This is a genomic window from Metallosphaera yellowstonensis MK1 (assembly GCF_000243315.1).
GTDB lineage: Archaea > Thermoproteota > Thermoprotei_A > Sulfolobales > Sulfolobaceae > Metallosphaera > Metallosphaera yellowstonensis.
This window is the reverse complement of sequence record NZ_JH597761.1, coordinates 725966-740027: the sequence shown is the minus strand read 5'-3', so window position 1 is coordinate 740027 and position 14062 is coordinate 725966. Positions and strand designations below refer to the sequence as shown.

Here is a 14062-nt window from a genome sequence, read left to right as displayed (position 1 = left end):
GGGACTACCACGGGAGCCACGGGTGGGGAAGGACTCGGCGAGGGAGAGGAGGAGGTCCAGCAAGACCTTCACCCTCCTGCTTCGTTTGAGGTGGACCAGGCAGGTCTGCCTCGCGACCTTGATCCAGGAGCGGGAGATGGCCGTGTCTAGGGCCTTCACCCCGTCGGCTACGACCAGGGTGAGGTTGTACCTCCTCCACAGCCTCACCAGGAGGTCCCAGTAGCTCACGACGTCCTCCTCCCTGGTCAGGACCACGTCAAGCACGGCCCTCACACCGTCCTCCGTGAGTCCCAACGCGATTAAGAGGACCCCCTCCTCCCTCCCCTCAACTTCACGTACTTCCCGTCCACGACCACGTACTTGACGTCCCCCCTCACCTCCAGCTCCTGGGTCCAGAGCTTGGCGTTCAACTTCCCTCCCAACACGGAGTAGAGCAGGAGGAGGGACCTGAGCACCAGCCCCTCCTCCCTGAGCAACTCCTCCTCCACTCCAGTCCTCACCCTCTCCCCTCCCCTGTACAGCACGGGCAACCTCACCGTGACCCACTCCAGCCCGTACACTACCCTCCTCCCCAGGAGGGAGACCTTGAACCCCTTCAAGAACCTGTACCTGGCGTAACCCCTCCTCCTCACCTCCCTCCCCCTGGCGTACCTGGGGGAGGTCCTCTCCGCCTCCTCCAGGGCCCTCCTCTCGATCTCAGCCGTTTCATTTAATGGCGCGTCCTCCCCAAGTAACTCGGGGACGAGCGAGGTCACCACGTGATTGAATGAGTGTCTCATGGTATGACCTAGCGCTCGTCCCCTTTTTAGTGTTACTGATGTAGGATCAATTAAGTCACTTTCATTCTATAGAAACAAATAGAAATCGCAATGGAGCCCTGAATCGCCCGTGTAAGGTTGCTCACCTTGTCCATTATAAACAATGTTTTTAAACCTTTGAGAGAAATCTATTTAGATGAAATAATGGTAGCCATAAACCCTTCCGATATAGCTATCATAATAATAGTGGCATTAATACTGTTCGTTGGAAGCAGTAAGATTCCGGAGTTATTTAGGTCCATGGGTAGGGCATTGGGAGAGTTCAAGAAGGGAAGGATGGAGGCAGAAATGGAGATAAATCAGATGCAAACTCAACCAGTTTCTCAGTCTCCCCAGGTTAACGTTCAATCCTCTCAATCCAAGTCGGTGGATGAACTGGAGAAGCAAATTAAAGATCTTCAGGCTCAATTGGATCAGCTAAAGAAACAAAAGACAAGCCAATAAAGAATTTTTATCTTGAGCTCCCCCAGGGTGAGCAGTTGGGCCTAACGGAGTCGAAAGAGGGTGGGATATGATGTTTGGTAGCTTAAGTGATACTTTAATAGTACTTATAGTAGCAATACTTCTTCTGGGAGGAGAGAAAAACTTGGCGGGAACACTGAAAAATTTAGGGAAGACCCTAGGGGAGCTCAAAAGACGTCAGGATGAGTTTAAGAGGGAACTGACTAGGGAGTTGTCTGGTTTAGGAGAAGTAACTGAGGAGACTAAGACGACGTTAGCTTCAACGTCCTCTCAGGTAACCCCTGCAGTTAGGCCTATGGTAAGGAGACAGACGGAGGTCTCCAGCCAGGATAAGGTTAGAGAGATTGAAGAACAAATCAAGAGGTTACAAGCAGAGTTAGAGAGGCTGAAGTTGGGTGACGGAAAGAACTAGGGAGGTACCACAGCAAGAGGAGAGACCGCTTTTAGAACACCTAAACGAGCTTGTATATAGGGCCAGGAGGGCGTTATTCAGTCTCCTCGTGACGTTTCTGCTGTTCTTTTTCTTCGGGATCAAGGAGGTCTATTTCGAAGGGTTTAGGTTTCCAATTCTTTACCCGAACCTCTTCAATAGTATTGCCTCCAATGTAATAGTCTTATTCATACATTCTGAACTACCGCCAAAAATGGAGCTAATAAACCTCAATCCTTTTGATACCTTATTCTCCGCAGCATATGTTGCCTTCTTTCTTTCCCTGCTTGTGGCCATGCCCATTATAATATGGGAAGCTTGGGCCTTCGTAGCCCCAGGACTTTACGAGCACGAGAGGAGGATGGCCAAGTACATTATCCTCCCCGCGTTCCTACTCTTCACTGCAGGGAGCGCGTTCGCGTACTTCATAATTATTCCAGTGATGATGAAGTTCGTACTCATCTATACTGAAACCCTCGGAGTTGCCCCAACGCTCAGTCTGAGGGCCTTCATCAACACCGTCATGTCCCTCATGTTAACCAATGGCCTGGCATTCGAATATCCTCTAGTCATGAGCATGTTGACCATGGCAGGAGTAGTGAAAGCCTCAAGTTGGAGGAGGAACTGGAGATATGGGGTTTTAGGAGCATTCATAATAGCCTGGCTTATCTCTCCTGGGACTACGGGTGGAGTCATAGAGACGACTATAGGTGTGACACTCTCCACACTCTACTTCGTGGGTATTCTGGCCTCCCATTTGGTAGAGAAGAGGAAAAGAGCCCTACGTGTTTGAATTGTAGGAGTTGTCTAGAGAATATTCGAAATGTGATTTTACCAGATTAGCTTTGATGATTGGGACTTTCATGGGGCTTCATTACATTTCATAGGATTAGACTATGATAACAGAAATCTATAGATTGGAATCATTTTTTATTTCCTTTCCTTCCCTCTCCTCTTTCCCTTCTATGCCATGTGTTATCACTACTAGCTCCTTAACCCTCAACAGCTCATTCGCCTTCAAAATTCCCTTTATCTCTCTTACTTCAACTTTATCTGACGCTAACGTAACTTGAATCAACCTTGAGTTCACCTCATCGTAAAAATCTACTTCGAAATCCTTACCCTCAACGTAATACAGCCCCTTTAGTTGATTATCCCTTACAGCAGTTATTAGATTTCGCCTTGACTTCAAGGTTACACCTAAGGAAAAATCCCACAACTGCTGGTAAGAGTTAAATCAACGCTCAGGAAGGTTGAGGGTGAGAACGTAAGGATACACCTGTGGTCCCTTCGAAAACCGATGATAACGGCAAAGATGGTGCTGTATACTGTTGTCGTCAAACCTGTTAAATTTCTGGTCCTCTAATCAGTGATCATGGAATATTGGATTGAAGTTATTTTGGTTATCTTTTTCCTAGCCTTCGACCTCTACCTATTGGGATCCGGCTTCGAAGAGTTACTGAACTCCAGAGGGAGGAGACGATAAAGTCTATTTTGTTGCGATTACAGTGTTTTCTATGTCAAAGGGAAAGGACAGGGACGACAAGAAGGGAGGAAGAGTATTAGTCCCTGTCTTGGAGAGACAGGAGAGGGAACTAAAGGACATAATGTCTGACCTCACGCAGAAGGGTCTCTACCCTGGGGGAAAGGGATGGAAGGATTTCGTCGATGACATACTAGAGCTCTCCATTTCAGTCGTAAGGGCCGGTTCAACCTTGTCCTTAGACGGACTGAGGAAATACCTGGTGGAATACCTTAACTCAAGGAGCATGGGATTCCTACCTATTCCCTTAACCACACTTCAGAGGCTTGTGAAAGAAAACCCCGACTTGGTAAGGGACTTGGTGACCTTTTACAGCTCCTTCTTCAGACACTCATTCGCTAACCCTAAGCTTCAGGGTCAGAATTTGAGTCCAGAAGTTTTGATAAGTCGCATCAATCAGTTCGTCTCGTTCATACTACCGCTTGTGAACAAGAATAACACGTCCATCAACGTCGATGGAAAATGTGGAAAGATCAACTTCTTCTTGGCTTCCGTGGTTGGTGAGGAACTCGTGAGTGCACTTTACGTGCCCCTTATGGAGTCCATACTGAGGGACCTGGAAGTCGAGGGAAAGGTAAGCGGAGACAGCGTGGATTTGGAGGTACAGTTCTGCGTCAAGTAAACCTAGCTCTCAACGCGAATATCGATTTTATCCTGAATGCTAACAGTATACTCGTGTATTATCATCACATCGGAGTCAGGATCGTTCAGGCGTGCCCCATTAACGAGATTTCTAACTTGTCCCATGTTGTCAGCTAGACATACGTTTATCCCTGCCTTCCCGTCCGTTATCCTGAATACGGTGAACGGCTCAAGGACAGGGACTATCCTCTTCAACTCTCTCGAGAACATGGAGAACATTATCAGCCCTGACTTAGGTATGTCTAGTACGGGAAACACGGAGAATACGCCCCTCCTGGAGAGAACCTTAAGTCTCTTCGAAACTAGCTTACTGGGCATGCCCACAACTTCAGCTATCTCACTTTCGCTTGCTCTTGGCGTATCCTTAAGGGCCCTCAACACGATGAGGTCCATTTCCTTAAGACTCTCTGGGGACTGCTCAGGAACATATTTCAGCTTAGGCTCCCCAAGGTTTCGGCTCATACGTTCCACCTCTTCATCCAACTCCCTAAAACTCCTCCCCAATATACCATACACGTTCAACCACTCTACACATTTGAACTTAAGGAATATGGACGGGCTATCGTAGTCCCTGTAGTTAGTGAAGGCTACAAAGCCGTAATATAAGGACAGAAAGTTGGGATTCACAAATAACGTGAAGCCCTTTAGTACCCCTTCCTCCTCAAGCTTCCTGAACCTATAGTTCAGGGTAGGTGGAGTAACGTTAAGCTCTTCAGCAAGTCTCCTTTGGCTGATCCTTCCATCTCTAAATAAAAGCATTAGCATCTTACGATGTAGTTCGTCCATAGGTCACTGAAAATCTGTTTTCGGGAGATTAAAGCGTTTTTAACAATAACCTGTTACTCTTTCTTAATGTTCATCTTTATTTTTTCCAACAGATCAGCTGGGATCTCGTTAATGCCGTGTGATTGTCCAGCATGTACCTTCAGAATTTCCAGCAACTCCTCCTCGCTCGCAGCACCTCTCACTGAATATCCGCAGCCCATCCCCAAACTTGAGCAACTAAAGGAGTATTTCTTTTTCCTAAATAGGGATACCATGATTTCTTATAATGGGCTATTGTATTTAAAAGGATGTAAGAATTTTTCTAATGAAAACTTCAATACGTCGCCCAGAATCGTATATTAATGAAATATACTTTCAGATGCGCAGACGTAGGAATGGACTGCGGATTTTCCATAATGAACGCCTCCAGTGAGGACGAGTTACTGGAGATGCTTAAGATCCACGCTAAGGATTCTCATGGATTAACCTCAATTCCTCAAGAGATGGTGAACAGGATAAAGGGGGCAATAAAGAAGTCCGGCAAGTACTCGTTTAGCTGTGCTGACGTTGGTATGAACTGCGGATTCCAAATAGAGAATTCATCTACTGAGGACGAACTGCTAAGGGAGCTCTCAATACACGCAAAAATGAGTCACAAGATGGAGACGATACCTCAGGACACACTAAAGGCAATTAAACAGAAAATAAAAGTTTCATAAAGATAAATTTTTATTTCTCGCACTCTTTTTAAAGAGTGTTTGGAGTTAAGTTTTTTATTACATAGATTATTATACGCCTTAATAGAATCTATTATCATGAACTCGAGCACAGAGGCCGGCTACTTAAGGGAACTTCTAGTTAACTTGAGGAGGGCGATCTACTCCATTTCTGTCCTAGCCTTCGGTTTGAGCGGAGATGCCAGAGAGGACGCCTTAGTCATAAGAAGAATGATGAGGCAGCTTTTGAGGAGGATTAAGGATAAGGATGCTCAAGGTAATGTGGGTAACTTGGATGAACTCTTTGGCGCCATCATATTAGGTCTGTCCATACTGTATTTGGAGATAGAGGAAGAACTCAAGAAGGAACAAGTGATGGTCATTCAAGACATGTTACTTTCATAAGGGAGCTCATACACAGGCATACGGAGAGAAGACATGGAACTTATCATTAGAGAGAGGGAGAAAGGCGAGAGGGAAGTTGAGGGGACAATTCCATCAAAGTGCTCCGTTAAGGGTTATAGGGTAAAACTGATTTTGAGGGGGGAGAAGGTAGTGGAGGGGAAATGTGAGTGCGGGAGTTTCCCCTGCCCCCACAGTTCCAAACTTTACTTAGTTTACATGAGGGCCAAGTCCCTCGGAAACCCTCATAATTCTTCATAAAATGATCTCAAACCCTTTTAAAGCAAAAAAATTTATTTCCGCCCATCTCGCTACTTAGCGTGAAAACTTAACTAAAAATTTAAAAAATGTATAATTCCTCTTTTAAAGACGGAATGTATAAAAAATTTATACTGTCATTATCAAACGACCTAAAATGAGGAGGTTGGTCTTAGGAATACTGTTAGGAATAGTATTCCTAACAGGAGCCATAGCAGGGGATCCCATGATCCACCTTATATCTCAAGTAGTCACACCGATTCCTCAGCCAGTGGTCAGGCTTTATGATTCTTATAATTCCACATATTTTCCCTATGAGGTGAAGGTGGTCTATTATCCTGGTAACGCAAGTGGGCAGAACCTGGGTCTTCCTACCCAGTGGGGTGTAACTAACGGTGGACAGTCACACAATGCGGCGTTCTCAACTACATGTATGGAGTTAAATCAAGGGGTGGTATGGCAAGAGGACTTCGCTCACATGGCAGGAGCAGCCTTGATCCCGCTCTCAACACCTGAGGGGATGGTGCCAGGAGCTAACGCCATGGGGACCAGGTCTGCGTTGGTTATGTTAACTCAGATGGTAGGCCAGCCCTTAGGTGTCACACTGGCAGACAACCTCCTCTTCGTGGAGGAGGACAGTGGACCAGGTAGTATATTTGCAGTGAATCCTCTCAACGGCCAGGTTGTGTGGTACGCCACGGGCCTGGCCAGCTACGCAATGAACAATCCCATAGTGTATAACGGAATAGTTTATGTGACCGTAGGTGACGTGGGTTTCAACTTCGCTAACTTCGTTCATTACGAGAAGGGTCAGTACGACTCAATCCATAGAGGGATGGGCTACGGGGCAATATACGCTTTCAACGCCAGTGATGGGGTGCTTCTCTGGATGAGGTTCACTATGGGTGAGGCAATGCCAGCACCTGCAGTATATAACGGTATATTAGCCTACGCAGACGGGGGAGGGGAATTCGTGGGAGTGAACGCCACGACGGGACAGGTTATCTGGATGGATCGAATGCCTGGGCTATTCGACAGCATGAGTAGCGTGAACTACTACGTCCTCCGTAACGGGACGCCACTCTTCATAGCCGGTTTCACAAGCCTCACCTCTCCATACGGTCTCTTGGTTGCCGTGAATGGGCTCACGGGTAAGGAAGCCTGGAACGCAACTCTCCCCAGTCCCAACAGGCCCTATAACACTGGGATGGGAGACGTTCCTCCAGCAGTAGATCAACAACACGGGATTGTAGTACAGTCCACCGTAGCCAACGCTGAGCCCAACGGTACTGTCGACACCCTGGTCGTTGGAGTCAACGCCAGTAACGGGAGAGTGCTCTGGGTGACGAACCTTGGAAGAGGATATACTCCTCCAGCGTTCAAGGGAGGAGTGCCCATGATATACAACGGGACAGTTTACGTGGGTTCCCCATCTTTGGGAAAGGAGTTCGCCATTAACGTAACCAACGGGAAGATATTGTGGCAAACTAGGCTGAACGGCATAGGTCTACCTCCGAAGGCCCCTGGAGGTCCTAGAGGTGGTGCAACCTACTATGACGGGCTTCTGTGGGTAGCTGGAGGTCCTTACGTCTACGCTATAAATCCCAAAAACGGTGAGGTGTTGACTCAATACTATGTGGGAGGGAGATTCGGTATAGTGAACCCAGTAATAGTTGGCAGCACCATGTTCCTCGCCAACAGTTACGGTTGGGTAGTGACTGTTCCCTTGTACCAAGTCTATCCAGACTACGTTTTGTACGCCTCTTAGAGGTCTGGAATGAAGGTCCAACGGTCTCCCAAGTCAACTCTTTTTATTTTAGTCCCGTAGGTCTCCTCCAGTACCCTTTCATGGAGATTTCTAGGCTCACCTTGATATATGGTCCTTCCAGCCTTCATGACGATAACCCAGTCGGATCTGCTGACCATGTATAGCTCGTGGGTGGAGATCATGAAGGTTTTAAGGCCCTTAAGTTCAGTTAGAGAGTCCAGGACCCTCTTTTGGTTCCTAACGTCTAGCCCAGACATCGGCTCATCCATGATCACCAAGTCTCCTTCAGAGAGCGCCTTAACAATTAATACCAGCTTTTTCTCCCCAGTACTTAGGGTGGAGAAGGCCCTATCCAGCATGTGCTGAACACCCAACAACTCGGCGAACCTATAGTACTCCTCCAAGTTTCGCCTCGAGCCAGACAGAAGTACGTCTACCACCTTCATCTCAGGTGAGAAGAACTCTGAGGGGACGTATCCCTTGCTCTCGGGAACCCTGGATCTCAAGTTCCCCAATGCCCCCACTATGGATCTGAGGAGGGTGGTCTTCCCTGAACCGTTTGGGCCTATCACTAAGTTAACACCTCTGACTACCTCTATACCAAAGTCTTCTAGTATCACTCTCTCCCCTCTCTTAACCTTGAATCCCTGAATTAGCAACTCCCCTCACCAATACGTAAATGATGATCGGTGCGGCTATTAACGCGGTGATTGCTGTGATGGGTATCTTCACACCCAGTGCCCCATTGGAGACCACTTCACTGAGCACAGTTATAGCTGCTCCGAGGACTGAAGACTCGGGTATGAGTCTAGTGGCACTACCACTGTGGAACCTCCTCACTATGTGAGGTACTATGATACCAACGAAACCCACTATGCCCACCAATGACACAATGAAGCCCACCGCTACGCTCATTAGTCCTATCCACAGGAGCCTGAAGTTGTTTGGATTAACATCCTTGGAGAAGGTCATATCGTCACTGATGGAGGCTAGGTCGATCAACCTCGCAGTATATGTCCCCAACCCAAGGAGGAGTATCAGGAGGACTAGTAGGATGGCATCATTCTCCCAACCCACCAGTTCTACGTCTCCCAGGAGCCAGAAGTAGAGAGGTGGAACCTGCGGATACCTGATCTCAAGGAACGTAAGCATTATGGTTATTAAGGAGGAGAAGATGTAGGATACCACTACTCCCCCTATGACCAGTCCGTAAACTCCGGTCCTCCTGCCTATAAGTAATGTGAGGACAGTGGACAGAAGGGCGAACAGGAAAGCGATCACTGGCGAGATGTATATTATCCAAGAGAAGGGGAGGTTAAAGGCCAGGAGAAAGTAAGTGAGGACTGCCCCGAAGGCCCCACCAGATGCCGTACCGCTCACGTAAGGATCCATGAGAGGATTCCTCAGTAATAGTTGCATCACAGCCCCAGATACGGCGAGGATGGCCCCTATCATGGCAGATGCAAACACCGTGGGCAACCTTATGTAAAGGAGTATTTCCAGGTAAACTCCTCTGGGGAAGAAAAGGTATTGTGGAGGAATGTAGACTTCTCCGAAGATTATACCCAGGAGGAAACTCACCGCCAGGAGAACAAGGGAAAACTTCAATCAGAACACCGGGAGACTCACGTTATATTCCTTCATGACATAGGAGGAATTAACGTAACTAGGAGTTGTGCCAGATACTATGCTTTCCATGAGTGGAATGCCGTACACAGAGAGCGGGCCGGGTTCGTTAAGTATCTCCGTCGGGAGGTTTTCGGAGAGTATATAGATCCTGTGATCTTGATAGGCCTTGGTGCTCTGTATGCCTGGAATGTGGGATATCATGTACTCGGTATAGCTGACGTTGTACATCTCTTGGACTACTATTACCTGAGGATCGGCCAAGGTTAGTGAGGAAGGCCCTAACAGTGGATACCCGGACTGGTTCTGAAATACGTTGACTCCTCCTGATAGCTGGATGATGTTGTTAATGAACACGTTACCTCCTGCGGTGTAGAACTGATACTCGGGACATATCCAGATCAAGTACGCGATGGTTACATTACCTTCCCTGGAGAACTGAGATATCTTAGAGTTCATCCAATTTACCACCTGCTGACCCCTACTTTGTAGGCCCAAGCTCTTGGAGAGGTTCAAGATACCCTGCTCCACCTGAGTGAAGTTCGACGCATAGTCGTTGTTGGTAAGGGTAAGGTTCAGGCCGGCCTTCTCTATCTGTCCTGCACCACTTCCCAGTAAGCCCTCCTCTCCTACTACGAGCGAGGGATTCAAGAGGAGCAGACCACTGACGTTGGGCGGTGAGATCTGTTGAAAGATCGATACGTTAGACGGAACCAGAGAGGTATAGTTGAGTTGTTGGAGTAGGGAAAAGGAGTAGCTGTCCATGCCTATCAAGTGCTTACCCAACCCAAGGGAGATCAGTATCTGGGTGTCGCTAGGAGCCAGAGAGACGAGTCTCTGATCCCACGGCGGTAGAGTGACCGTAGTGTTGAGCTTGGTCGGACCCTGGCTGGCTGGGGAGGTACCGGTACCCTGTATATGTGAGTATAGTGCGTATGTAGCCATGGCTATTAGGATCACAACTACTATCACTGTTCCCAGGAGTAGCTTAACGTTCATGTATTGTTGGACAGCCTATCCAAATAAAAGCTTTCTTTCGCAAAAGTCACACTGTTATTTGGGGGTATCACCATCTTCGACGGAAGGATACGACATCTATTGGAGAGATGCTTCAATACATAACCTTAAAATTGCTAAGTAGTTATGGAAGTCCCATGGAGACCAAGTGGACCGCCCTGATCAACAGTTCTATGGCCATGTTTATGGCTTTCGCCAATTATAACATGATAATCATAGCCCTCCCAGCGATCTTCTCAGGAATAGGATTTAATCCCACTAACCCAGACGCCCTGGTTTACCTCATGTGGCTGATCTTAGGTTACATGATAGTTACGTCAGCCCTGGTGGTCACGTTTGGAAAAATTTCGGATATGTATGGTAGAACTAGATTCTACACTATGGGCTTTGGGATATTTACCGTCGCGTCCCTCCTCTTAGCTAGCGTCACCTCAACGGGTAACACGGGAATGTTAGAATTGATCCTATTCAGGATACTCCAGGGAGTAGGTGGGGGATTCCTGATGGTGAACAGCTCAGCCATCCTAACAGATTACTTCCCGAAGTGGGAGCTGGGGAAAGCCTTGGGCCTAAATCAGGTTTCAGGTCTGGTGGGAGGCGTAGTGGGACTCATCTTGGGAGGAGTACTCTCTGAGATCGACTGGAGATTGATATTTCTGGTAAATGTGCCTGTGGGGATTCTTGGGACACTATGGTCCTGGTTGACACTTAAGGACAAGGGCGTCAAGGCCAAGGAGTCCATAGACGTGCTGGGTAATCTCCTCTTCGGCTCATTCCTAGTTCTACTTCTAGTCTCTGTCACGTTCATCCTGATCCCATACGGTGGAGCAGATTTGGGGTTCGGTAACCCCATGGTGTTCCTGGGCATACCTGCCTCCTTCGTCCTTCTGGCACTATTCGTTATAGTGGAGAAGAGAGCCAAGACCCCCCTCTTCGATCTCTCCCTGTTCAAGATAAGGGACTTCGCTGTTGCAAACTTTACCAATGTCGTAGCTTCATTAGGGAGACAGGGCATAACTATAACGTTGGTCTTGCTTTTGCAGGCCATATGGCTGCCCATACACGGTTACCCATTCTCCTCCACCCCCTTCTGGTCAGGCATATTTCTGATCCCAAACATGCTAGGCTTCGCGGTGTTCGGACCGATTAGCGGTTGGCTCTCGGACAGGTATGGTTCTAAGACGTTCACCTTTGCAGGTTTAATGCTCTCGGCCCTGGGGTTCGGCTTACTCTATCTCCTCCCAGTGAACTTCCCCTATTGGGAGTTCTCCCTGGCCATTTTCCTCATTGGAGGTGGGATGGGACTCTTCAACTCCCCGAACTTAGCCGACATCATGAGTTCTGTTGGGCCAGAACTGAGAGGGAGGGCATCAGGAATAAGGGCAGCCTTGGGTAACACAGCGTCAACCGTGAGCGTCGCCTTTTACATGGCGATCATAATAACTGGAATGTCCACCACGCTAAATCAGGCCATCAATCAGGCACTGGGATCCTTGGGGCTTGACGCGTCGGTGAATATCTCAGCCCCTGTGGCACTATTCTCCGCCCTCCTAGGGTACAACCCTATGAGTGGGATAGCGTCTTCTCTTCCTCCCTCAGTTGCATCCAAGCTCTCATCGCCTGACTTCTTCGCCAACGCCATAGCTCCCTCCTTCTTCTCTGGCTTCCACGATATTCTCGCGGTGTCCATAGTCCTACTGGTTTTTTCGGCCATCCTATCAGCCATGAGGGAAGGTAGGGCTAGGAAGGAGGAAGTGCTCATCAAGAGGGTGGAATGATGTGTGGGTGTCCTGAATGATGAAACGGAGATCACACTCCCTATGGGCCGGATACGCCTTTGACTTCATAATTTTTCTATAAACTTCCCTATTTGCAGTTGCCTCATCGTGACACCTGAGCTGGAGTCGATGACGTAAGCCTCTGCTTCACCGAACGGCCTCTCCCCTAGTCAACTTCCTGAGATGAGGAACTGGGGCCTATCCGTCCCGCGATGCCTGAGGAGGGCTAGGACCAGTAACACCGGTAAAGTGGTATAACCCTTAACTCGGGGAACCTCGCCCTCGTTGTAAGAAGGTCAGTTTAGTTCAAAGAATCGGATCTCCAGGGTTAAGCCTTTAACTTCGTTATCTAAAGAAGACGAGAATGCCAGGCCTTCGGAAGGTAATCCTCGATGTGATGGAACTCTTGGTGGCCCCTTACTCGGTCCTCAGAAGGATTTACTTTCAGATTGTACTCCTCGCCCTTGTGGTCTTGGCTAACACTGTAATATTCGTCAAATATCAACACTTAGATTGGATATCCGCAATCTACGCCGGAGTGAACGTAGTGACTACGGTAGGTCTTTACGCACCAAACATCGGACAAATGCCTTCCTTGGAAAAGTTATTGCTCGTGGTTACTATAGTGATGGCGGTGGGCCTTTATACTAGCTTAATCCAATCTGTTGTAAATACAGTTGTGAGTAGATCATCGTGGGCAGACGCTAGGGCCAGATGGAGGGGATCTCATCTGAAGGGTCACACGGTCATTATAGGGAACGGTAGGATAGTGGTCACCGCAGCTAAGAGACTGTCTAGTCTAGGGAAGGAGTTCATAGTATTGACGAACTCTAAGGACGTATTTGATGAGTTACAGGGTGACAGAGCCATATTGGGCGACCCAGAGAACGATAAGGACCTGATGGACGCAGGCATAACCTCCGCATCCTCAGCAGTGATTGCTATGGAGGATGACGTGAAGACATTGTTGGTCACACTTAAGGTGCAGAAGTTAAATCCTCCCCTTAACACAATATGTGTGGTGAGGCAGGCCTCCCTGATTGACGTATTCAGAACAGCTGGGGCCGACGAGGTGATACCCTATGAGGACATAATAGGGAGGATCACGGCGGCAGCGGCTATTTCCAGGAACGTGGGTGGGGTAATATTTACGATGGACAGGAAGGCAGATATGGTGGTGGGCTTCTTTGATGTGGGAAGAGAGGTGAAGTTGTCTGAACTTCCCAAGGAGGTCGTCCCCATAATAATAGTCCAGGAGGGAAAGCTCAACCCCTTCTTTACTAGAGACACCGTCCTGAAACCTGGTGAGACCCTGATAGTTTTGGGTAACCCTGACTACTTCAGGGAGGTGAGCAGAAAACTCTCTAAGGGAGAGTGACCGAATACCTCAAATCCTTAAATCCTCAGCTCCTGAATTAAAGTAGAGCCACCTTGGAGATAAGCCTCACTCTATTTGGAGACGAGGAATCTCCTAGGGTACAGATAGGCTCTAACGTTAGGAACGCCTCCGATTTATACCTTGAGAGTCCGCTAATGGCCTTCTTGACCTCCATTCCTCATTGCGTTTTCAACGCAGTACTGTCAGTTTCCAGAAAGGAGGGTATAACTCTAAGGTGCAGGGTTAGGGCCAAGTACGTTCTGGACGACGGATATCTAAAAGTGGGAGATTATGTGATAAGAAAGGTCATCTTGGAAGTTGAGGGAGGAGGTTGTAGTAAGGATGAACTCAAGGAGGTGGTGGAGAAGGTCAAGAGGGAGTGCCCAATCTACCTTAGTTTCAGGGACAGAATGGAAATAAACTCTGTTCACCTCAACTAGAACACTACAACTACAATAT

Annotated in this window: 16 protein-coding genes and 2 pseudogenes; 11 read left to right on the top strand and 7 right to left on the bottom strand. The window is 48.1% G+C overall.

Annotated elements, in window-relative coordinates; genetic code table 11:
- Nucleotides 1-779, bottom strand: a pseudogene (locus METMK1DRAFT_RS15535) (transposase); the annotation flags it as partial.
- A gap of 183 nt (nt 780-962) precedes the next feature.
- Between METMK1DRAFT_RS15535 and METMK1DRAFT_RS04545 the strand changes: the two are divergent.
- The 3 genes from METMK1DRAFT_RS04545 (at nt 963) to tatC (ending at nt 2503) form a co-directional block, all read left to right on the top strand.
- A complete protein-coding gene (locus tag METMK1DRAFT_RS04545; RefSeq protein WP_048087414.1) occupies nt 963-1262 on the top strand; it encodes a twin-arginine translocase TatA/TatE family subunit in 300 nt (99 codons plus the stop codon).
- A 70-nt stretch (nt 1263-1332) separates the two neighbouring features.
- The gene (locus tag METMK1DRAFT_RS04540; RefSeq protein WP_009071305.1) at nt 1333-1692 is read left to right on the top strand and encodes a twin-arginine translocase TatA/TatE family subunit; all 360 of its coding nucleotides are present in this window, start codon (nt 1333-1335) and stop codon (nt 1690-1692) included.
- Nucleotides 1676-2503: a twin-arginine translocase subunit TatC gene (gene tatC, locus METMK1DRAFT_RS04535; RefSeq protein WP_009071304.1), complete on the top strand. Its 828-nt coding sequence runs from the start codon at nt 1676-1678 to the stop codon at nt 2501-2503. Before METMK1DRAFT_RS04540 ends, tatC begins: the two co-directional genes overlap by 17 nt.
- Nucleotides 2504-2604: 101 nt before the next feature.
- Here tatC and METMK1DRAFT_RS04530 read toward each other — a convergent pair.
- Nucleotides 2605-2869 (bottom strand): annotated as a pseudogene (locus tag METMK1DRAFT_RS04530) (hypothetical protein); the annotation flags it as partial.
- Nucleotides 2870-3227: 358 nt separating this feature from the next.
- On the opposite strand from METMK1DRAFT_RS04530, the gene METMK1DRAFT_RS04525 reads away from it, so the two are divergent.
- The gene (locus tag METMK1DRAFT_RS04525; RefSeq protein ID WP_009071302.1) at nt 3228-3875 is read left to right on the top strand and encodes a hypothetical protein; all 648 of its coding nucleotides are present in this window, start codon (nt 3228-3230) and stop codon (nt 3873-3875) included.
- 2 nt (nt 3876-3877) lie between these two features.
- Here METMK1DRAFT_RS04525 and METMK1DRAFT_RS04520 read toward each other — a convergent pair whose 3' ends face one another.
- Nucleotides 3878-4681, bottom strand: coding sequence for a winged helix-turn-helix transcriptional regulator (locus tag METMK1DRAFT_RS04520; RefSeq protein ID WP_009071301.1), 804 nt, complete (start codon nt 4679-4681; stop codon nt 3878-3880).
- A 53-nt stretch (nt 4682-4734) separates the two neighbouring features.
- Nucleotides 4735-4935 carry a DUF1059 domain-containing protein gene (locus METMK1DRAFT_RS04515; RefSeq protein WP_009071300.1) on the bottom strand — a complete coding sequence of 67 codons (201 nt, stop codon included), beginning with the start codon at nt 4933-4935 and terminating at the stop codon, nt 4735-4737.
- Between the two features lie 87 nt (nt 4936-5022).
- On the opposite strand from METMK1DRAFT_RS04515, the gene METMK1DRAFT_RS04510 reads away from it, so the two are divergent.
- The 4 genes from METMK1DRAFT_RS04510 to METMK1DRAFT_RS04495 all read left to right on the top strand — a co-directional run bounded on the left by METMK1DRAFT_RS04510 (nt 5023) and on the right by METMK1DRAFT_RS04495 (nt 7804).
- Nucleotides 5023-5379, top strand: a complete 357-nt coding sequence (locus tag METMK1DRAFT_RS04510; RefSeq protein WP_009071299.1) for a DUF1059 domain-containing protein — start codon at nt 5023-5025, stop codon at nt 5377-5379.
- 96 nt (nt 5380-5475) lie between these two features.
- The gene (locus METMK1DRAFT_RS04505; RefSeq protein WP_009071298.1) at nt 5476-5781 is read left to right on the top strand and encodes a hypothetical protein; all 306 of its coding nucleotides are present in this window, start codon (nt 5476-5478) and stop codon (nt 5779-5781) included.
- A gap of 33 nt (nt 5782-5814) precedes the next feature.
- The gene (locus METMK1DRAFT_RS04500) at nt 5815-6039 is read left to right on the top strand and encodes a hypothetical protein (RefSeq protein WP_009071297.1); all 225 of its coding nucleotides are present in this window, start codon (nt 5815-5817) and stop codon (nt 6037-6039) included.
- A gap of 154 nt (nt 6040-6193) precedes the next feature.
- The gene (locus tag METMK1DRAFT_RS04495) at nt 6194-7804 is read left to right on the top strand and encodes a PQQ-like beta-propeller repeat protein (RefSeq protein ID WP_009071296.1); all 1611 of its coding nucleotides are present in this window, start codon (nt 6194-6196) and stop codon (nt 7802-7804) included.
- On the opposite strand, the gene METMK1DRAFT_RS04490 is transcribed toward METMK1DRAFT_RS04495, so the two are convergent.
- The 3 genes from METMK1DRAFT_RS04490 to METMK1DRAFT_RS04480 are packed head-to-tail and all read right to left on the bottom strand — an operon-like array spanning nt 7801 to nt 10429.
- Nucleotides 7801-8463: an ATP-binding cassette domain-containing protein gene (locus METMK1DRAFT_RS04490; protein ID WP_009071295.1), complete on the bottom strand. Its 663-nt coding sequence runs from the start codon at nt 8461-8463 to the stop codon at nt 7801-7803. The genes METMK1DRAFT_RS04495 and METMK1DRAFT_RS04490 overlap by 4 nt on opposite strands.
- Nucleotides 8438-9412 (bottom strand): FecCD family ABC transporter permease, encoded by a 975-nt coding sequence (locus METMK1DRAFT_RS04485; RefSeq protein ID WP_009071294.1) that lies wholly within the window; start codon nt 9410-9412, stop codon nt 8438-8440. The genes METMK1DRAFT_RS04490 and METMK1DRAFT_RS04485 overlap by 26 nt, the downstream gene beginning before the upstream one ends.
- Nucleotides 9413-10429: an ABC transporter substrate-binding protein gene (locus METMK1DRAFT_RS04480; RefSeq protein WP_009071293.1), complete on the bottom strand. Its 1017-nt coding sequence runs from the start codon at nt 10427-10429 to the stop codon at nt 9413-9415. It abuts the gene before it with no gap.
- A gap of 155 nt (nt 10430-10584) precedes the next feature.
- Here METMK1DRAFT_RS04480 and METMK1DRAFT_RS04475 point away from each other — a divergent pair, with 155 nt between their 5' ends.
- From METMK1DRAFT_RS04475 to METMK1DRAFT_RS04465, 3 genes are all read left to right on the top strand, one after another.
- A complete protein-coding gene (locus METMK1DRAFT_RS04475) occupies nt 10585-12225 on the top strand; it encodes an MFS transporter (protein ID WP_009071292.1) in 1641 nt (546 codons plus the stop codon).
- Nucleotides 12226-12589: 364 nt separating this feature from the next.
- Nucleotides 12590-13603, top strand: coding sequence for a potassium channel family protein (locus tag METMK1DRAFT_RS04470; protein ID WP_009071291.1), 1014 nt, complete (start codon nt 12590-12592; stop codon nt 13601-13603).
- Between the two features lie 53 nt (nt 13604-13656).
- On the top strand, nt 13657-14043 hold the full coding sequence (locus tag METMK1DRAFT_RS04465; protein ID WP_009071290.1) for an OsmC family protein: 387 nt from the start codon (nt 13657-13659) through the stop codon (nt 14041-14043).
- Nucleotides 14044-14062 lie beyond the last annotated feature (19 nt).

Excerpts from the sequence above, each read along its gene's own strand:
- METMK1DRAFT_RS04545 (WP_048087414.1), top strand. The coding sequence starts at position 963 with ATGGTAGCCATAAACCCTTCCGATATAGCTATCATAATAATAGTGGCA.
- METMK1DRAFT_RS04540 (WP_009071305.1), top strand. The coding sequence starts at position 1,333 with ATGTTTGGTAGCTTAAGTGATACTTTAATAGTACTTATAGTAGCAATA.
- METMK1DRAFT_RS04525 (WP_009071302.1), top strand. The coding sequence starts at position 3,228 with ATGTCAAAGGGAAAGGACAGGGACGACAAGAAGGGAGGAAGAGTATTA.
- METMK1DRAFT_RS04520 (WP_009071301.1), bottom strand. The coding sequence starts at position 4,681 with ATGGACGAACTACATCGTAAGATGCTAATGCTTTTATTTAGAGATGGA.
- METMK1DRAFT_RS04515 (WP_009071300.1), bottom strand. The coding sequence starts at position 4,935 with ATGGTATCCCTATTTAGGAAAAAGAAATACTCCTTTAGTTGCTCAAGT.
- METMK1DRAFT_RS04510 (WP_009071299.1), top strand. The coding sequence starts at position 5,023 with ATGAAATATACTTTCAGATGCGCAGACGTAGGAATGGACTGCGGATTT.
- METMK1DRAFT_RS04505 (WP_009071298.1), top strand. The coding sequence starts at position 5,476 with ATGAACTCGAGCACAGAGGCCGGCTACTTAAGGGAACTTCTAGTTAAC.
- METMK1DRAFT_RS04500 (WP_009071297.1), top strand. The coding sequence starts at position 5,815 with ATGGAACTTATCATTAGAGAGAGGGAGAAAGGCGAGAGGGAAGTTGAG.
- METMK1DRAFT_RS04495 (WP_009071296.1), top strand. The coding sequence starts at position 6,194 with ATGAGGAGGTTGGTCTTAGGAATACTGTTAGGAATAGTATTCCTAACA.
- METMK1DRAFT_RS04480 (WP_009071293.1), bottom strand. The coding sequence starts at position 10,429 with ATGAACGTTAAGCTACTCCTGGGAACAGTGATAGTAGTTGTGATCCTA.
- METMK1DRAFT_RS04475 (WP_009071292.1), top strand. The coding sequence starts at position 10,585 with ATGGAGACCAAGTGGACCGCCCTGATCAACAGTTCTATGGCCATGTTT.
- METMK1DRAFT_RS04470 (WP_009071291.1), top strand. The coding sequence starts at position 12,590 with ATGCCAGGCCTTCGGAAGGTAATCCTCGATGTGATGGAACTCTTGGTG.